Genomic DNA, 17,037 nt, shown 5'->3' with positions numbered 1-17,037 from the left:
ACATGGCTATCAAGTCGAAGGCAGCGCAGCGTGCACGTCGTCACGCTCGCATCCGCAAGTACGTTTCGGGTACCGCTGCGCGTCCGCGCCTGTGCGTCACCCGTTCGACCCGTCACATGTTCGTTCAGGTTATCGACGATGTCAAGGGCGTAACCCTGGCATCCGCTTCCACCATGGAAGCAGAGCTGCGTGCAGCTGACCTGGACAAGACCGCTAAGGCAAAGCGCGTTGGTGAGCTCGTTGCAGAGCGCGCCAAGGCAGCTGGTGTTGAGGCAGTCGTGTTCGACCGCGGTGGTAACAAGTACCACGGCCGTGTTGCAGCCGTTGCTGACGGTGCACGCGAGGGAGGTCTTGCACTCTAATGAGCGAGCAGAACGTAAAGGAAACTCAGGTGAGCGAAGCAGTAGTAGCTGAAACCGCTGAGACCTCCAACCAGCGCGAGGAGCGCCGCAACAACCGCGGCGAGCGTCGTGGCCGTGGTGAGCGCCGTAACAACCGCGCTCGCGAGGAGGAGAAGGACAAGTACATCGAGCGCGTTGTGACCATCAACCGCGTTTCCAAGGTCGTCAAGGGTGGTCGTCGCTTCAGCTTCACCGCACTGGTCGTCGTTGGTGACGGTAACGGCCTGGTCGGCGTTGGCTACGGTAAGGCTAAGGAAGTTCCCGCAGCAATCTCCAAGGGTGTCGAGGAAGCAAAGAAGAATTTCTTCCGCGTTCCCCGCATCGAAGGCCGCACCATCCCGCACCGCGTGCAGGGTGAAGCAGCTGCAGGCGTTGTGATGCTCCGTCCGGCAACCGCTGGTACCGGTGTTATCGCAGGTGGCCCCGTGCGTGCAGTACTCGAGTGCGCAGGCATTCACGATGTGCTGTCCAAGTCGCTCGGTTCCTCGAACCAGATCAACATCGTTCACGCAACTGTTGCAGCACTCAAGGAGCTTGAGGAGCCCCTGGCAGTGGCAGCCCGCCGCGGCCTGCCCACCGATGAGGTTATCCCCAGCTACCTGCGCAACACCAAGTCTGAAAAGGCAGGTGCGTAGTAATGGCCAAGCGTATTCAGCCCAGCGACGCAAAGCTGGAAATCACCCAGGTCAAGTCCTATGTTGGTCAGAAGCAGAACATGCGCGACACCCTGCGTTCCCTGGGCCTCAAGCGCCCCGGCAACAAGGTAGTCCGCACTGCTGACCCCGTCACCGTTGGCATGGTTAACACCGTTGCTCACCTGGTGAAGGTTGAGGAGGTCAAGTAAAGATGGCAGAAGCTATCAAGATTCACGATCTGCGCCCGGCACCGGGTGCCCACAAGGCAAAGACCCGCGTTGGCCGCGGTGAAGGCTCCAAGGGTAAGACTGCAGGTCGCGGTACCAAGGGTACCAAGGCACGTTACCAGGTTCGTGCAGGCTTCGAAGGCGGCCAGCTGCCGCTGCACATGCGCCTGCCGAAGCTGCGCGGCTTCAAGAACCCCTTCCGCACCGAGTACCAGGTTGTTAACCTGGACCGCATCCAGGAACTGTTCCCCAACGGTGGCGACGTCACCGTCGAGGCACTGGTTGCTAAGGGTGCCGTTCGTAAGAACGAGCTCGTGAAGGTTCTGGGCAACGGCGAAATCTCCGTCAAGGTGAACGTTGTTGTCGACAAGGCATCGGCTTCCGCTATCGAGAAGATCGAGGCCGCTGGCGGTTCTGTAACCGTTAAGTAGTCTTCAAGACGAGAAAGCCCCCGTCCGTACACTATACGGCGGGGGCTTTTTGCTGCTCGGAAAGATTCATAACAAGGGTATATTCCTGTATTCGTATATTTGAACGCTTGGTGCACGCCACATTTAGTGTTCAAAAATCACGCTAAGAGAATATAAAAGCTACATAATCTGCTAGGGAGTTATCGTTACCCGCTCCAAACACGATAGACTGGAAGATGTGTTTACTGCGCCCTAAAACTCCTTGAGAGGGATGGGCGCCCCATAGACTTACAGGAGGACATGTGCTGAGCGCATTCGGGCGAGTCGTTAAGACCGCCGATTTGCGGCGTAAGCTGCTGTTTACCCTGGCAATGATTGTGCTGTACCGCGTGGGCACTTTCATCCCCGCGCCAGGCGTTTCCTACGGAAATGTACAGCAGTGTCTGAACGCCAATGTTACGAGCGGTGGCGTCTACGATATCGTCAACCTCTTCAGTGGTGGCGCACTGCTGCAGCTTTCGATCTTTGCCCTCGGCGTGATGCCGTACATTACCGCGTCCATTATCATCCAGCTGCTGCGCGTGGTCATCCCGCGATTCCAGGAGTTGCACGATGAAGGCGCGCAGGGTCAGGCAAAGCTCACCCAGTACACCCGCTACCTGACCATCGCTCTTGCTCTGCTGAACGCAACCACCATCGTCTCGATGGCGCGCTCCGGCGTTCTGCTGGGCAACTGCCCCGGCATCATCCCCCAGGACGACGTACTGCACATCCTGCTGATTATCGTCACCCTGTGTGCGGGTACCACCGTCATCATGTGGATGGGTGAGCAGATTACCGAGCGTGGCGTCGGCAATGGCATGTCCCTGCTGATCTTCACCTCCATCGCTTCTTCCTTCCCGAGCGCTCTGGGTTCCATCCAGCGCACCCACGGTTGGGGTATCTTCGCAGCTGTCTGCGGCATCGGCCTGCTGGTCATGCTCGCTGTGGTCTACGTGGAGCAGTCTGTTCGCCGTATCCCCGTGCAGTACGCAAAGCGCATGATTGGTCGACGCACCATTGGTGGCACCAGTACCTACATTCCGTTGAAGGTCAACATGGCAGGCGTGATCCCCCTGATCTTCGCCTCCTCCCTGCTGACCCTGCCCGGTCTGATCGCCCAGTTCAACACCCCCACCGACGGCTCCACTCCGCCGGACTGGGTTAACTGGATTAACGCATACCTGGTGCGCGGCGATCACCCGCTGTACATTGCTCTCTACTTCTTCATGATTATTGGCTTCGCGTACTTCTACGTGGCGGTCACCTTCGACCCGGTAGAAGTAGCGGACAATATGAAGAAGTACGGTGGCTTCATCCCCGGTATCCGTGCCGGTAAGCCCACCGAGCGTTACCTCAGCTACGTACTCAACCGAATTACGTTGCCTGGCGCACTTTACCTGGGTGTAATTTCCATGATTCCCCTGGTAGCGCTTATCCTATTCAACGCAAACCAGAATTTCCCGTTCGGCGGCGCCTCGCTGCTGATCGTGGTGGGTGTTGGTCTTGATACTCTCAAGCAGATCAACGCTCAGCTCCAACAACGAAACTACGAAGGACTGCTCCGATGAACCGTCTGCTCATCGTCGGCCCTCCCGGTGCAGGTAAGGGCACCCAGGCCGTCAAGATCGCTGAAGCACTGAAGATTCCCGCGATTTCCACCGGTGATATCTTCCGCAAGAACATCAAGGAAGAGACCGAGCTGGGCAAGGAAGCGAAGTCGTACATCGACTCCGGCAACCTGGTTCCCGACTCCGTCACCAACAACATGGTGCGCGCACGCCTGGAGGAGGGCGACGTCGTCAACGGCTTCCTGCTCGACGGCTACCCCCGCAACACCTCCCAGGTGCACGAGCTGGATTCCATCCTCGACGCCAAGGGCGAGAAGATTGACCGCGTTCTCCTGCTGGTTGCAGACAACGACGAACTCGTCGAGCGTCTGCTCAACCGCGCAGCAGAGCAGGGTCGCACCGATGACAACGAAGAGGTCATCCGTCACCGCCTAAAGGTCTACGAAGAAGAGACCGCACCGCTGATTGCAATCTACCGCGAACGCGGCATCGTCAAGGAAGTTAACGGCCTCGGCGAGATTGCTGAAGTCACCGAGCGCATCCTCGACGCTCTGAAGTAATCTTCTGCTGTACCCCCGCAATTTGGGATGCATGATGCATCACAAAGACTTGCGGGGGTACAGTGCTGTCTGTAGAGTTCTAAGCTTGGGCATACCGCCCCACATACCTAAGGAGCCAGAATGGCACGAGTCGAAATCAAAACCAATGCACAGCTTCAGCAGATGGCTCGTGCAGGCGTCATTACCAGCCGTGCACTCGATGCGGCAGTGGCGGCAGCCCGCCCCGGCGTAACCACCGCAGAGGTGAACGCCGCCTTTGAACGCACCATGCTGGAGCTGGGTGGCACCTCCAACTTCTACGGCTACTACGACTACCCGGCGACCGTATGCACCTCCGTCAACCACGAGGTTGTTCACGGCATCCCCGGCGACTACGTGCTCAAGGACGGCGATATTCTCTCCATCGACGGTGGCGCATACGTCATCGACCCCGCCACCAACCGCCAGTGGCACGGTGACTCGGCACGTACTGTGCTGGTTGGTGACAACGTAAGCGAAGCCCGCGCAGAGCTCTCCGCCGTCACCCGCGAGGCAATGTGGCACGGTATCGCTGCTCTGGCAACCGCAAAGAAGGTCGGCGAAATTGGTCTTGCCATCGAAGCGTACGTGACCGAAGAATACGGCGACAAGTACGGCATCATTGAAGACTACGTGGGCCACGGTATCGGTTCCCAGATGCACATGGCGCCGGACGTACTGAATTACGCAGTACGTGACATGGGCCCGAAGATCAAGCCCGGCATGGCTTTCGCTATCGAACCGATGCTCGTCACCGGTTCCATCGAGACCAAGGTACTCTCTGACGACTGGACCGTTGTGACCGTTGACGGCTCCGATGCATGCCAGTGGGAGCACTCCGTTGCTGTGCACAGCGAAGGCATCTGGGTCCTGACCGCAGAAGATGGCGGCGCAAGCGAACTTGCTCGCTTCGGCGTAACCCCGGTTCCGATCCCCGCCTAAGTCCCACCACTGGGGGAGGGGAACCCACCTTTAGCTGCCCCACCTCCACCCGAAGAAACCGGCGAATCCGGTCTGGTGCGTGATAGCGCATCCGAAAGCATCCACATCACAAGGAAGAAGCTCCATGAGCGAAACTCTCAACAGCAGCGAGGCATCCGCGCCCGCTGCGACCAAGGTGCCGGTTGAAATCTCGAACGTTCGCCCCGCACCCGGCCAGATTGCCCTGAAAGCACCGCGCCGTGCGAAGCCGCCCAAGCACATCGCTGACTTCGATATGGCTGGCCGCCGCGAATTTCTGAAGGAACTGGGCTACCAGTCGTTCCGTGCGTCCCAGCTGTCCAAGCACTATTTTGAGCGTCTGGTCACTGACCCCGCAGAGATGACTGACCTGCCGGCTAAGGACCGCGAGCAGATGGTTGCCCAGGCGATGCCGCAGCTTCTGACCCCGGTCCGTACCCTGGAAGCTGACGGTGGCGACACCCTGAAGGTTGTGCACCGCCTCTTTGACGGTGCGCTCATCGAGTCCGTCATCATGCGCTATGACAACCGTGTGACCATGTGCATCTCTTCGCAGGCTGGCTGCGGTATGAACTGCCCCTTCTGTGCAACCGGTCAGCAGGGTTTGACCCGTAACCTGTCCACTGCAGAAATTGTGGAGCAGGTCGTTGCCGGTGCCCGCTACCTGAAGCAGATGAAGGGCCTGGAAGAAGCAGAAGGCGGTTCTGAGGATACTCGTCCGCTGCGTGTTTCCAACATTGTCTTCATGGGTATGGGTGAGGCGCTCGCTAACTACAAGGCAACCATGGGTGCTGTGCACCGCCTGATTGACCCTTCGCCCGAGGGCCTCGGTATTTCTGCTCGTGGTCTGACCATGTCGACCGTGGGTCTGGTGCCCGGCATTCGTAAGTTTGAGCTGGAGAAGCTGCCCATTACTTTGGCGCTGTCTCTGCACGCTCCGGATGATGAGCTGCGTGATGAGCTAATCCCGATTAACCAGCGTTGGAAGGTTGACGAGACTCTGGACGCTGCGTACGACTACTACCGTACGACCGGCCGCCGCGTCTCCATTGAGTACGCGCTGATTCGCGATATTAACGATCAGGGCTGGCGTGCGGATTTGCTCGGTAAGAAGCTGGCGCAGCGCGGCCGTGGCTGGGTGCACGTGAACCCGATTCCGCTGAACCCGACCCCGGGTTCAAAGTGGACGGCATCCCGTAAGGGCGTTGAGCAGAACTTTGTGGAGCGTCTGCGTGCCCACGGTATTCCGACGACTATTCGTGATACTCGCGGTTCCGATATTGATGGTGCATGCGGTCAGCTGGCTGCTAAGGAAGACTAAGCGGCTGAGCTGCGACCGGTGAACGGTGCCCCTTTCCTGCGGAGGGAAGTCATTAAGACTTCCTGGAGCGTGGGGGAGGGGCTTCTTCCTTTTAAACCTTAAGTGCCTGATGTCATAAAAATCACGGTTGTTTTTCCACGGTCTTTGCCGTAGAGTTAACAGTTGGTTGTTTGTGCCAGTGTTAAGCGCGCCTTAAAACGCCCTAGCGCCTCACCGAGGTGAGCTCACAAACAGAAGATACATTTGCCCGCCGCACCTGCGACGGGCACCGACGTTAGCGGAGGATATGGCTAAGAAAGACGGCGTCATCGAGATTGAAGGCTCTGTGGTTGAAGCTCTGCCCAACGCGATGTTCCGTGTTGAGCTGGATAACGGCCACAAGGTTCTCGCGCACATCTCGGGCAAGATGCGTCAGCACTACATTCGCATCCTGCCTGAGGACCGAGTAGTAGTGGAACTGAGCCCCTACGACCTTTCCCGAGGTCGTATCGTCTACCGTTACAAGTAAACCCGAGATAAACGTCGCCCCTGGCGGCGTTTAAATCGTGTTCAAAGGGATAACGCAGTTCCCCAACGTAAGTGAGGGAACCTCTTATCTCGCCAGTAATCAAGTTGCAATCAAAAGGAATGCGATGAAGGTCAAGCCGAGCGTTAAGCCGATCTGCGATAAGTGCAAGGTGATCCGCCGTCACGGTGTGGTCATGGTGATCTGCGAAAACCCGCGCCACAAGCAGCGCCAGGGCTAATCCCTAGCAGCTGACTTCATAGCCGCCCTATAAGAGGGCGGAATTGTCATAGGCACCGCTCCGAAGCAACGCCAACGAGGCGCCTTCGGATACCTCCGGACTCAGAGGCCGGGGACCGGGTCAGAACAACCCGGGCAGTGATGCTATAGACCTCTGGAAAACAACAAGGAGAAGCCAGTATGGCACGTCTCGCTGGAGTTGATATTCCCCGCGAAAAGCGCGTGGAAGTTGCTCTCACTTACATCTACGGCGTGGGCAAGACCCGTGCACACGAAACCCTCGCTGCTACCGGCGTCAACCCTGACACCCGCGTCAAGGACCTGACCGACCAGGAGCTCGTGGCACTTCGTGACTTCATCGAAGGCAACTACAAGGTTGAAGGTGATCTTCGCCGCGAGGTTGCAGCTGACATCCGCCGTAAGGTTGAAATCGGTTCCTACCAGGGCCTGCGCCACCGCCGCGGCCTGCCGGTTCACGGTCAGCGCACCAAGACTAACGCACGTACCCGCAAGGGCCCGAAGCGTACCGTCGCAGGTAAGAAGAAGTAAGCAACGTTGCTCTGTTGGATATCTCTATCCGACCAACGTATTAGAAAACCTTTGTAGGAGAATCAAAAATGCCTCCCAAGACTCGCGCTGCGGCAGCTCGTAAGACCAACCGCCGCAAGGTTAGCAAGAACATCGTTGCTGGTCAGGCTCACATCAAGTCGACCTTCAACAACACCATCGTCTCCATCACCGATCCCACCGGTGCAGTGATCTCCTGGTCCTCCGCTGGCGACATGGGCTTCAAGGGCTCCCGTAAGTCCACCCCCTACGCCGCACAGCTGGCTGCTGAGGCTGCTGCAAACCGCGCCAAGGAGCACGGCGTCCGCAAGGTTGACGTGTTCGTCAAGGGCCCCGGTTCCGGTCGCGAAACCGCAATCCGCTCCCTGCAGGCTGCAGGCCTCGAGGTCGGTTCGATTCAGGACGTTACCCCCGTTGCACACAACGGTTGCCGTCCCCCGAAGCGCCGCCGCGTCTAATTAGGTTCCTGACCTAATCCCTCGACGGGTACGCTCCACGGAGTTGTGCCCGGAGAGTACAGACACCCGTCTGCTTCCTAAGATATGTTTTCCCCAACCTGTGGGCTCATATAGCGGAGCTCACCGAAAGGAAACAAAGTGCTTATTGCACAGCGCCCCACTCTGACTGAAGAGGTCGTAGCGCCCAACCGCTCGCGCTTCACCATCGAGCCTCTGGAGCCCGGTTTCGGCTACACCATGGGTAACTCCCTCCGCCGTACTCTGCTGTCCTCCATCCCCGGCGCCGCTGTTACTAGCGTCCGCATTGATGGTGTGCTGCACGAGTTCAGCACCGTTCCCGGCGTGACCGAGGACGTCACTGAGATCATCTTGAACATCAAGAAGCTCTCCATCTCTTCTGAGAACGACGAGCCCGTCGTGGCCTACCTGCGCAAGCAGGGCGAAGGTGAACTGACCGCAGGCGACATCGAGGTTCCCGCTGGCGTGGAGATCCACAACCCGGAACTGCACCTGGCAACCCTGAACGCCTCGGCAAACTTCAACGCTGAGCTGGTTATCGAGCGCGGTCGCGGCTACGTGACTGCAGCTCAGAACAAGGTCGGCGATGGCGAGATTGGCCGTATCCCGGTTGACTCCATCTACTCCCCGGTTCTGAAGGTTACCTTCAGCGTGAACGCGACCCGTGTTGAGCAGCGCACCGACTTCGACAGCCTGACCCTGGACGTCGAAACCAAGGAAGCCATCGCACCGCGTGACGCCGTTGCTTCTGCAGGCAGCACCCTGGTCGAGCTCTTCGGCCTGGCACGTGAGCTGAACATTGCAGCTGAGGGTATTGAAGTTGGCCCGTCGCCCGCCGACGAGTCCATGGCCGCTGATCTGGCACTGCCGATCGAGGACCTGAACATGTCCGTCCGCTCCTACAACTGCCTCAAGCGCGAGGGCATCCACACCGTGGGTGAGCTCGTGACCCGCAGTGAAGCTGACCTGATGGACATCCGTAACTTCGGTGCTAAGTCCATTGACGAGGTCAAGGCAAAGCTCATCGAGCTCGGCCTGGCTCTGAAGGACTCCCCTCCCGGTTTCGAGCCTGCTGCACGCCCGCTTGATGACGAAGACGGTTCCGGCGAATAATTTCGACCGAATAGTTCACCCGGTTCCACCGGGATCAGTCAAACTTGATTCCCTAAGAGGCTCCGCTGCTGGGGCGTTAGGGAACGCAACTATGGAGATTTAACTATGCCTACTCCCACTAAGGGTCCCCGCCTCGGCGGTTCCCCGACCCACGAGCGCCACATGCTCAACAACCTGTCGGCGCAGCTGTTCCAGCACAAGCGCATCACCACCACCCTGACCAAGGCAAAGCGCCTGCGTCCGGTGGCAGAGCGCTTCATCACCTTCGGTAAGAAGGGCGACCTGGCTGCTCGCCGTCGCGTGCTGCGTTCCATCACCGACAAGTCCGTCGTGCACGAGCTCTTCACCGTTATTGCTCCGGCAATGGCAGAGCGCCCCGGTGGTTACACCCGCATCATCAAGATCGGTAACCGTAAGGGTGACAACGCTCCCATGGCAGTCATCGAGCTCGTCATGGAGCCCGTTGCAACCAAGGGTGCAGTTGCTGAGGCAACCAAGGTTGCTGAGAAGGCAGCTGAGGCTCCCAAGGCTGAAGCAGCTGAGGGCCTGCCGGCAGGTTCCCACGCACCCCTGGAGTCCGGCGAGGCTCCCGAGGGCTTCGAGGTTAAGGGTAACGCCGATTCCATGAAGTACCACGTGCCCGGTTCCCGCTGGTACTCCAGCACCAAGGCTGAAATCTGGTTCGACTCCGCTGAGTCGGCAGAGGCTGCAGGTTACGCCCCCGCAGGTGGCGCAGCAGCACAGAAGGTTTCCGAGTAATACGGATCCCAGCTGATTTAGGCTAAGCCTAAAATATGTCAATCCGCCGTCCACTGCTGTGGGCGGCGGATTGGTGTATCTGCATACTTAACAAGGAGACGGTTCTTTGCGTATTCGCTAATACAAGAGCCGAACCGTATTCTTCAACCGTCCTTTACCGCTGAAAGGCACACCAATGCATAACGCTACTGCTTTAGAGAACCGTGAAGAACAGCCCTTCACTGCTACGCACCGCGTGCGAATTGATTGTGCCTACGACGGTTCTCTTTTTAGCGGGTGGGCTGCCCAACCGAACCTGGTTACCGTGCAGGGGGTCATTGAGAATGCCCTTGAACTGATTTTGCGGGCGCCTCACCGCGTGGTGGTCGCGGGTCGAACTGATGCCGGTGTGCATGCGGAAGCCCAGACCCTGCATTGCGATCTGAACGATGAGGACTGGACTCGCCTGCAAGGTCGAACGGGGGAGGACGACCCGACGGCTGCCCTGGGCCGCCGCCTCACCGGTGCTCTTCAGCGCTGCCTCTACGATGCGGAAGAGCAGTTGAACTTGCCGAAGAACGTTCGCGGCATTCTGCAGGGCGCTATTCAGATTCACCGCGTCACTGGGGTTCCCTTCGATTTTGATGCGCGCTTCTCGGCTACCGGTCGCCGCTACGTATATCGCATTGCAGATGGCGCGGCGGACGGTCTTAATCCTCTGCACCGTACCTACACCTGGGCGGTACCTGAGCACCTGGATTGTGCTGATCTTAACCAGTCGGCGCAGCAGCTACTCGGCCTGCGTGATTTTCTCTCCTTCTGCAAGCCGCGTGAAGGCGCGACCACGATTCGTGAGCTGCGAGAGCTTAGCTTCACTCGTGCTGAAAGTGGCCTTATTGAGGTGCGTGTGGTGGCTGATGCCTTCTGTCATCACATGGTGCGTTCACTTGTGGGTGCGTTGGTGCTCTACGGCACGGGTAAACGTGACGCGGCCTGGTTGCGTGAGCGGATCGAGAACCCGGGACGCGAAGCTTCGCTGACTCTTGCGCCTCCGCATGCTCTGGCACTAGCTGAGATTTACTACCCTGCCCCGGAGTTGTATGGAGAGCAGGCGGAACGTGCTCGAGCAAAGCGAGAGGACCACGAAGCGCAGAGCGCTTAACGCCCTGTATATATTGAGCCCCGTCACGTTGCTCATGCGCCGTGAAGCGTCGCGGGGGAGCGCAACTACCCCGGGTGAATTACACGGATGGAATTTAAAATGTGTTTAAGACAAAAAAGCCCTATTTTTAAGGCTTTGGCGGTGGATTAAGCACTCGACGTCCTGTATAGTCTTGATATGTTGTGCGTGTTCTACCCGAGCGCGCTCTAAATCGCTGTCTAGTTGCAGGACGTTAAGGCGGTCTAGAGTACGGGCAGAACGGGCGGCAGCTCGGTCCTCACCCGGGTGTTCGTCATGCACGTAAGTAAAAGGCGCGATACCCAACTAAGCGCCGTATGTACATTTCGAGACAAAGGCCAATATTTTGCGCACTTATACTCCCAAGCCCGGCGAAGTCGAGCGCCAGTGGCACGTCATTGACGCCACCGACGTTGTTCTCGGCCGCCTCGCAAGCCAGACCGCTATCCTGCTGCGCGGTAAGCACAAGCCGACTTTTGCTCCCCACGTTGACACCGGTGACTTCGTTATCATCGTGAACGCTGAGAAGGTCGCCCTGACCGGTGCAAAGCTCGAGCAGAAGCGTGCATACCGCCACTCGGGTTACCCCGGCGGTCTGAAGTCCGTGAACTACGCAGAGCTGCTTGAGACCAACCCCGTTCGCGCGGTTGAGAAGGCTGTCAAGGGCATGCTGCCCAAGAACAAGCTTGCTGCACAGCAGCTCAAGAAGCTGAAGGTCTACGCTGGCCCCGAGCACCCGCACGCGGCACAGCAGCCCAAGACCTACGAATTCAACCAGGTCGCCCAGTAATTCGGGCCTACGAGAAACAATAGGAGAAATCGTGGCTCAGAACGAAGAGCTGATCGTAGTCGAGGAAGAGCTGACCAGCTACACCTCGGAGTCCGCTGCTCCCGCAGCGGCTAAGGCAGCACGCCCGGCCCTGACTGTTGCAGGCGCAGCAGTTGGTCGCCGCAAGGAAGCAGTGGCACGCGTTCGCGTTGTGCCCGGTTCCGGCAACTGGACCATCAACGGTCGTAGCCTGGAAGACTACTTCCCCAACAAGCTGCACCAGCAGGACGTCAACCAGCCTTTCAAGCTCCTGGAGCTTGAGGGCGCATACGACGTCATCGCACGCATCAACGGTGGTGGCCCCTCCGGTCAGGCAGGTGCTCTGCGCCTGGGTATCGCTCGTGCACTGAACGAGATCGACCGCGAAAACAACCGCCCCGCACTGAAGAAGGCTGGCTACCTGACCCGTGACGCACGCGTCATCGAGCGTAAGAAGGCTGGTCTTAAGAAGGCACGCAAGGCTTCGCAGTTCTCCAAGCGTTAATCGCTGGTTTTCACGAAGCGTTACGCCCCGCTTCTCCTTCGGGAGATTCGGGGCGTTTTGCGTATCTACTCACCGTGAGCGTTACAAGGTTATAGGGTGCATATAACTGTTACGTTTGTTCATCGAAGAGCACACCGGTAGAGTTAAAGAGTCAAAGCAGACAGGAAGAAAAGAGTACTCATGGCAGAGCAGAATCCCTCCACCCAGCCCGAAGAGAAGGCAGTGGAGGCTCCTCAGGCTGAAGCCCACCAGCACGCCGCTGAAGGCGCACACGCACACACCGGTTCTGAGAAGAAACAAGCCATCAAGGAAGCCCTGAAGCCCCAGGCACGCCGCACCTCCGTTGTCGAAGACTACTCGGCAGAGCTGGACGAAATGGCTTCCCTCACCCGCGCCCTCGGCAAGGACAAGAAGGACGACGAAACCTCGCAGGCATGGAAGAAGGGTTACCCCTACGACACCAAGCTCAGCCGTAAGGCATACGAGAAGGAAAAGCGTGCCCTGCAGATTGAGCTGCTGAAGCTGCAGCTCTGGGCTAAGTCCACCGGTCAGAAGATCCTCATCATCTTCGAAGGCCGCGACGCAGCAGGTAAGGGCGGCTCCATCAAGCGCTTCACCGAGCACCTGAACCCCCGTGGCGCTCGCGTTGTGGCACTGGAGAAGCCGACCGATATCGAACAGACCCAGTGGTACTTCCAGCGTTACATCAAGCACCTGCCCTCCGGCGGCGAAATCGTCCTGATGGACCGCTCCTGGTACAACCGTGCCGGCGTTGAGCGCGTTATGGGCTACTGCACCCAGGCACAGTACTTCGAGTTCATGCGCGAAGTTCCGGACCTGGAGCGCATGCTGGTGAACTCCGGTATTCATATCATCAAGTTCTGGTTCTCCGTCACCCGCGAAGAGCAGCTCGCACGCTTCACCTCCCGCCGTACCGACCCGGTCCGCCAGTGGAAGCTTTCCCCCACCGACCTGGCATCTCTGGACAAGTGGGACGACTACACCGCGGCAAAGGAAGCAATGTTCTTCTACACCCACACCGGTGACGCCCCCTGGACCGTTATCAAGTCCAACGACAAGAAGCGCGCACGTCTGGAAGCAATGCGTTACGTGCTCTCCCAGTTCGACTACCCCTCCAAGGACGAGGCAGTCGTGGGCGAGCTCGACTCGCTGATCGTTCGCTCCGCATCACACGTCTTCGAGGACGAGTCCGGTGACTCCCCCGACGGCTTCCCCGTCGTCAAGTAAGCGTTGATAGATAGGGGAGAGCAACAACTCAACCCTGCGGCGGTATAACCGCTAAACAGCTTGCGCTGTGAAGGTGCCTGCTCTCTTTTCCCTCTCTGGGAACTGAGAACAGGCACCTTTGCGTGTCTATAGAAACATTGGCTATGAAGCAGATATGTAGCCGCTGAAAATCACTTTCTGATTCTGAAGAAAATACGGTGTATACGCCTGAGGAGAGTTATGCACATCGTAAAATAAAAAGGTGACTGAACGACTTTTTGGAACCGACGGCGTACGCGGTCTGGCAAACGATGTAATTACTCCCGCCCTGGCTATGGAGCTCGCGCAGGCGGCTTCTATTGTTCTGGGCTTTGACACGGTAGAAGAGGGTGTACGCCCCCGTGCCGTGATCGCAAATGACTCCCGATCCTCTGCAGACTTTATTGTCTCTGCGATGAAGGCTGGCTTCGCTAGCGCAGGTGTTGACGTGCTGGACGCCGGCATTGTCCCCACCCCCGCAGCAGCTTACCTGGTGGCACACACCGGTGCTGACTTCGGCGTGATGATTTCTGCATCGCACAACCCGGCAGCGGACAACGGCATTAAGTTCCTGGCCCGAGGCGGCCAGAAGCTGGAAGACTCCGTTGAGGACGCCATTGAACGCGTTTACCGCGAGAAGTCCTTCCGCTACCCGACCGGTGGCGCTGTGGGTACCGTCAAGACCCTGGAGAACGGTACCGAGGCTTACGTGAAGCACCTGGTCTCCACCCTGCCCGAAGGCAAGCCCCTCGCAGGCAAGAAGATTGTTCTGGACTGCGCAAACGGTGCGGCATACGCAGCATCTCCCGCAGCTTTCGAAGCGTTGGGTGCAGAGGTTATCGCACTGGCTGTAGAGCCCAACGGCACCAACATCAACGACGGCGTGGGCTCCACCCACCCCGAGAAGCTGCAGGCAGCAGTCGTTGAGCACGGCGCGGACCTCGGCATCGCCCACGACGGCGACTCCGACCGTTGCCAGGCAGTTGACGAAAAGGGCAACCTGGTAGACGGCGACCAGATCATGGCGATCCTTGCTGTTGCTGCTAAGCGCGAAGGCAAGCTCGCAAAGGACACCCTCGTCGCAACCGTGATGAGCAGCCTGGGCCTGGAGCTGTACCTGCGCGAGCACGGCATTACCCTCGGCCGCACCGCTGTGGGCGACCGCTACGTCCTCGAGTCTATGCGCGAGCACGGCTACAACCTCGGTGGCGAGCAGTCCGGCCACGTTATCATGAGCGACTACGCAACCACCGGTGACGGCGTTCTGACCGGCATCCAGCTGGCTGCAGAGGTGGCTCGTAGCGGTCAGACCCTCTCGGAGCTGGCATCCCGCATGCAGCCCACCCCGCAGCGCCTGATCAACGTCAAGGGCGTTGACCGTGCGGCGGTCAAGACCAACGAGGCGCTCGCCACCGCCGTGAGCGAGGCTGAAGGCGTACTGGGTGAGAGCGGCCGCGTGCTGCTGCGTGCATCCGGCACCGAGCCTCTGGTTCGCGTGATGGTTGAAGCTGCAACCCAGGAACAGGCCGATGAGGTTGCTCAGCAGCTGGCTGACGTCGTGGCTAAGGAACTGGCACTCTAAACGTATTCTCTTCCGGCGCGAAGACCGGAATGGAGGATAGAGAAAGGGCTGGGAAGGTAACACCTTCCCAGCCCTTCTTCGTTATCTTGGGCGGGGGGAGGGGGGACGAGGATACGGAAAACCCCCGTATCCACAGGGGATACGGGGGTCTAAAAAATTAGTGGTAGAGAGCAGAGAAATTACTTCTTTGCCAGAGCATCGCGGATCTCCTTCAGGAGGTCAAGCTCGGTCTCTTCCTTTTCAATAGCCTCGTCTTCAGCCTTCTTCTTAGCCAGCGCGAGTTCAGTCAGCTTCTGAGTGGGCACAACAACTGCGAAGTACACAGCAACTGCAATCAGGATGAAGTTGACAATAGCGGTCAGGAACACGCCAACCTTGATCTGGCCGAAGACCAGGAAGTTGTCGAAGTTGGGGGAGCCAACCAGCATGGAGATAGCCGGCATCAGGACGGCCTGGACAAGCGAGGTCACCACAGCGGTGAAGGCGGTACCCATAATCAGACCAACTGCGAGATCGATGACGTTACCGCGGATTACAAAATCTTTAAAACCCTTAAGCATGAGATATAGAATAGCGCCTTTTCGCCTCAGAAAATGCCATATTCTGAGAAAATTTTCGTTGTAAAGCATGTGTTTTTCTTCACAGTGGTTCTGTGGTACCCAATACTTAAGGTCTAGGTCACATAAAGGTGAGTAAAAATCTCTGAAACCTGCGAAAAATCGCGGATTTACGCGGCGTGTACGCGAAAAAATATGCATCTACTGTGCCTATTTATTTCTGACACGGAAGCCAGAAATACGACACGCATCACCACTTGGCGCACCGACCAAAGCCGAAAGATTAGCCCAGACCCTAGCTCGCACTTGCATAATTGGGTGCCGCACCCGTACCGATAAACTCCTCAAAAGTCTTCGCACCCGAAGACACATACTCCTGAGCAATCTGCACACCCACATAACGGTAATGCCACGGCTCAAAACGATAACCGGTCACCGACTGACGACCATCAGGGAAACGCAAAATATATCCGTAACGCGGAGCATTCTTCACCAACCACTGACCAGCCAGCGTATCGCGGTAACACTCCTCCAGACGGCAACCCTCAGGAGAAGCAAAATCAATCGCCAAACCCGTCTGATGCTCCGAATAGCCGGGACGAGCAGACAACTGATCCGCCACCTGCTGACCGTTCACCGAAACCCAATACTGATAGGTCTGCTGCTGCACCGCATACGAACGATACGCGCTAGAAACAAGCAGAGTCACGCCATCGGTCGCCGCCGCATCAATCATCGTGTCCGCCGCCTTAGCCGCCTCAGCACGCAATTGATGACCGTAGAACTCCACCAGGTCACTCGGCTCCCAATCCTGCTGCGCAAAGGGGCGCATCTTATTCACGAGACAACGCAAAGAATCCGGCTGAGACTCAACACTCGGCTGGGCAAGCGCCAACGGGGAAGAAGACGCGCTCGCAGAAGCCGAAGCACTTGCAGAAGCACTGGTAGCAGAAGCGCTGGTTGCAGAAGCAACAGGGGAGGGCGCGGCAGAAGAGGTCGCCGCAGTGGAAGAGGCACTAGAAGAAGCCGCTGAAGCCGTCGCAGACTCAGACGCAGAAGCGCTCGTTGCAGAAGATGAAGAGGAGGCACCCTGACCCTGTGAACCACCCTGCGAGCCACAAGCCGCCAACAACGCGGTACCGCCAACCCCCAAAGCGGCACCCAAGAGGGTGCGGCGGTTCACTGCAGAACTATTAACCGCAGAACTATTAAGAGACTCCTGAGCGGTAGACGTACGGTGCAGAGACTTCACAATAACTCCTCATCATGGCGTAGATGCAAACAAAAAGCGCCGGAAGCCTAAACCCACCCCGCGAGGGAGTGGAGCCTCCGGCGCCTTCTACTAGAATGCACCACAA

General features: G+C 58.2%; 21 protein-coding genes. 19 read left to right on the top strand and 2 right to left on the bottom strand.

The window, feature by feature from the left end; all coding sequences use genetic code 11:
• The first annotated feature begins 2 nt into the window (after window positions 1-2).
• The 19 genes from rplR (at window position 3) to glmM (ending at window position 15,122) form a co-directional block, all read left to right on the top strand.
• The gene (rplR, locus tag HMPREF2836_RS06750) at window positions 3-362 is read left to right on the top strand and encodes a 50S ribosomal protein L18 (protein WP_005505006.1); all 360 of its coding nucleotides are present in this window, start codon (window positions 3-5) and stop codon (window positions 360-362) included.
• Window positions 363-391: 29 nt separating this feature from the next.
• A complete protein-coding gene (rpsE, locus tag HMPREF2836_RS06745; protein ID WP_171840195.1) occupies window positions 392-1,036 on the top strand; it encodes a 30S ribosomal protein S5 in 645 nt (214 codons plus the stop codon).
• A gap of 2 nt (window positions 1,037-1,038) precedes the next feature.
• Window positions 1,039-1,245 carry a 50S ribosomal protein L30 gene (gene rpmD, locus HMPREF2836_RS06740; protein ID WP_004005265.1) on the top strand — a complete coding sequence of 69 codons (207 nt, stop codon included), beginning with the start codon at window positions 1,039-1,041 and terminating at the stop codon, window positions 1,243-1,245.
• A 2-nt stretch (window positions 1,246-1,247) separates the two neighbouring features.
• Window positions 1,248-1,694 (top strand): 50S ribosomal protein L15, encoded by a 447-nt coding sequence (gene rplO / locus HMPREF2836_RS06735; protein ID WP_005505008.1) that lies wholly within the window; start codon window positions 1,248-1,250, stop codon window positions 1,692-1,694.
• Window positions 1,695-1,975: 281 nt separating this feature from the next.
• Complete coding sequence (gene secY, locus HMPREF2836_RS06730; protein ID WP_005505014.1) at window positions 1,976-3,283, top strand: preprotein translocase subunit SecY; 1,308 nt, start codon at window positions 1,976-1,978, stop codon at window positions 3,281-3,283.
• Window positions 3,280-3,843, top strand: a complete 564-nt coding sequence (locus HMPREF2836_RS06725) for an adenylate kinase (RefSeq protein ID WP_070629925.1) — start codon at window positions 3,280-3,282, stop codon at window positions 3,841-3,843. Before secY ends, HMPREF2836_RS06725 begins: the two co-directional genes overlap by 4 nt.
• A gap of 120 nt (window positions 3,844-3,963) precedes the next feature.
• Entirely contained in the window at window positions 3,964-4,803 is an 840-nt protein-coding gene (gene map / locus HMPREF2836_RS06720) for a type I methionyl aminopeptidase (protein ID WP_070629924.1), read from the top strand.
• A 124-nt stretch (window positions 4,804-4,927) separates the two neighbouring features.
• Window positions 4,928-6,142, top strand: coding sequence for a dual-specificity RNA methyltransferase RlmN (gene rlmN, locus HMPREF2836_RS06715; protein WP_070629923.1), 1,215 nt, complete (start codon window positions 4,928-4,930; stop codon window positions 6,140-6,142).
• A 286-nt stretch (window positions 6,143-6,428) separates the two neighbouring features.
• A complete protein-coding gene (gene infA / locus HMPREF2836_RS06710; protein ID WP_005505018.1) occupies window positions 6,429-6,650 on the top strand; it encodes a translation initiation factor IF-1 in 222 nt (73 codons plus the stop codon).
• Between the two features lie 124 nt (window positions 6,651-6,774).
• Complete coding sequence (gene rpmJ / locus HMPREF2836_RS06705; protein WP_004005257.1) at window positions 6,775-6,888, top strand: 50S ribosomal protein L36; 114 nt, start codon at window positions 6,775-6,777, stop codon at window positions 6,886-6,888.
• A gap of 179 nt (window positions 6,889-7,067) precedes the next feature.
• On the top strand, window positions 7,068-7,436 hold the full coding sequence (gene rpsM / locus HMPREF2836_RS06700; RefSeq protein WP_005505026.1) for a 30S ribosomal protein S13: 369 nt from the start codon (window positions 7,068-7,070) through the stop codon (window positions 7,434-7,436).
• 68 nt (window positions 7,437-7,504) lie between these two features.
• Window positions 7,505-7,912 carry a 30S ribosomal protein S11 gene (rpsK, locus tag HMPREF2836_RS06695; protein WP_005505028.1) on the top strand — a complete coding sequence of 136 codons (408 nt, stop codon included), beginning with the start codon at window positions 7,505-7,507 and terminating at the stop codon, window positions 7,910-7,912.
• A 138-nt stretch (window positions 7,913-8,050) separates the two neighbouring features.
• Window positions 8,051-9,043 (top strand): DNA-directed RNA polymerase subunit alpha, encoded by a 993-nt coding sequence (locus HMPREF2836_RS06690; protein WP_005505031.1) that lies wholly within the window; start codon window positions 8,051-8,053, stop codon window positions 9,041-9,043.
• A gap of 105 nt (window positions 9,044-9,148) precedes the next feature.
• Entirely contained in the window at window positions 9,149-9,802 is a 654-nt protein-coding gene (rplQ, locus tag HMPREF2836_RS06685) for a 50S ribosomal protein L17 (protein WP_005505032.1), read from the top strand.
• A 175-nt stretch (window positions 9,803-9,977) separates the two neighbouring features.
• Window positions 9,978-10,943 (top strand): tRNA pseudouridine(38-40) synthase TruA, encoded by a 966-nt coding sequence (truA, locus tag HMPREF2836_RS06680; protein ID WP_070615115.1) that lies wholly within the window; start codon window positions 9,978-9,980, stop codon window positions 10,941-10,943.
• 364 nt (window positions 10,944-11,307) lie between these two features.
• Complete coding sequence (gene rplM, locus HMPREF2836_RS06675) at window positions 11,308-11,751, top strand: 50S ribosomal protein L13 (RefSeq protein WP_005505035.1); 444 nt, start codon at window positions 11,308-11,310, stop codon at window positions 11,749-11,751.
• 31 nt (window positions 11,752-11,782) lie between these two features.
• Entirely contained in the window at window positions 11,783-12,274 is a 492-nt protein-coding gene (rpsI, locus tag HMPREF2836_RS06670) for a 30S ribosomal protein S9 (protein WP_070541455.1), read from the top strand.
• Between the two features lie 180 nt (window positions 12,275-12,454).
• Window positions 12,455-13,522, top strand: a complete 1,068-nt coding sequence (gene ppk2 / locus HMPREF2836_RS06665; protein WP_070541458.1) for a polyphosphate kinase 2 — start codon at window positions 12,455-12,457, stop codon at window positions 13,520-13,522.
• A 241-nt stretch (window positions 13,523-13,763) separates the two neighbouring features.
• A complete protein-coding gene (gene glmM / locus HMPREF2836_RS06660; protein WP_070629922.1) occupies window positions 13,764-15,122 on the top strand; it encodes a phosphoglucosamine mutase in 1,359 nt (452 codons plus the stop codon).
• 179 nt (window positions 15,123-15,301) lie between these two features.
• Here the strand turns inward: glmM and mscL are convergent, their stop codons facing one another.
• Both mscL and HMPREF2836_RS06650 read right to left on the bottom strand, forming a co-directional pair.
• Window positions 15,302-15,682, bottom strand: a complete 381-nt coding sequence (mscL, locus tag HMPREF2836_RS06655) for a large conductance mechanosensitive channel protein MscL (protein WP_049331947.1) — start codon at window positions 15,680-15,682, stop codon at window positions 15,302-15,304.
• Window positions 15,683-15,974: 292 nt separating this feature from the next.
• Window positions 15,975-16,931 carry a M15 family metallopeptidase gene (locus tag HMPREF2836_RS06650; RefSeq protein WP_070629921.1) on the bottom strand — a complete coding sequence of 319 codons (957 nt, stop codon included), beginning with the start codon at window positions 16,929-16,931 and terminating at the stop codon, window positions 15,975-15,977.
• Window positions 16,932-17,037: the final 106 nt, after the last annotated feature.

Source organism: Rothia sp. HMSC065C12 (assembly GCF_001812085.1).
Taxonomy (GTDB): domain Bacteria; phylum Actinomycetota; class Actinomycetes; order Actinomycetales; family Micrococcaceae; genus Rothia; species Rothia mucilaginosa.
This window is presented reverse-complemented; position numbering and strand designations above follow the sequence as displayed.

Bases quoted from the DNA above. Each gene is read 5' to 3' on its own strand.
- mscL (WP_049331947.1), bottom strand. From the start codon at position 15,682: ATGCTTAAGGGTTTTAAAGATTTTGTAATCCGCGGTAACGTCATCGAT.
- HMPREF2836_RS06725 (WP_070629925.1), top strand. From the start codon at position 3,280: ATGAACCGTCTGCTCATCGTCGGCCCTCCCGGTGCAGGTAAGGGCACC.
- rpsK (WP_005505028.1), top strand. From the start codon at position 7,505: ATGCCTCCCAAGACTCGCGCTGCGGCAGCTCGTAAGACCAACCGCCGC.
- truA (WP_070615115.1), top strand. From the start codon at position 9,978: ATGCATAACGCTACTGCTTTAGAGAACCGTGAAGAACAGCCCTTCACT.
- infA (WP_005505018.1), top strand. From the start codon at position 6,429: ATGGCTAAGAAAGACGGCGTCATCGAGATTGAAGGCTCTGTGGTTGAA.
- rplQ (WP_005505032.1), top strand. From the start codon at position 9,149: ATGCCTACTCCCACTAAGGGTCCCCGCCTCGGCGGTTCCCCGACCCAC.
- rlmN (WP_070629923.1), top strand. From the start codon at position 4,928: ATGAGCGAAACTCTCAACAGCAGCGAGGCATCCGCGCCCGCTGCGACC.
- rpsM (WP_005505026.1), top strand. From the start codon at position 7,068: ATGGCACGTCTCGCTGGAGTTGATATTCCCCGCGAAAAGCGCGTGGAA.
- rpmD (WP_004005265.1), top strand. From the start codon at position 1,039: ATGGCCAAGCGTATTCAGCCCAGCGACGCAAAGCTGGAAATCACCCAG.
- rpmJ (WP_004005257.1), top strand. From the start codon at position 6,775: ATGAAGGTCAAGCCGAGCGTTAAGCCGATCTGCGATAAGTGCAAGGTG.
- rplR (WP_005505006.1), top strand. From the start codon at position 3: ATGGCTATCAAGTCGAAGGCAGCGCAGCGTGCACGTCGTCACGCTCGC.
- map (WP_070629924.1), top strand. From the start codon at position 3,964: ATGGCACGAGTCGAAATCAAAACCAATGCACAGCTTCAGCAGATGGCT.
- ppk2 (WP_070541458.1), top strand. From the start codon at position 12,455: ATGGCAGAGCAGAATCCCTCCACCCAGCCCGAAGAGAAGGCAGTGGAG.
- rplO (WP_005505008.1), top strand. From the start codon at position 1,248: ATGGCAGAAGCTATCAAGATTCACGATCTGCGCCCGGCACCGGGTGCC.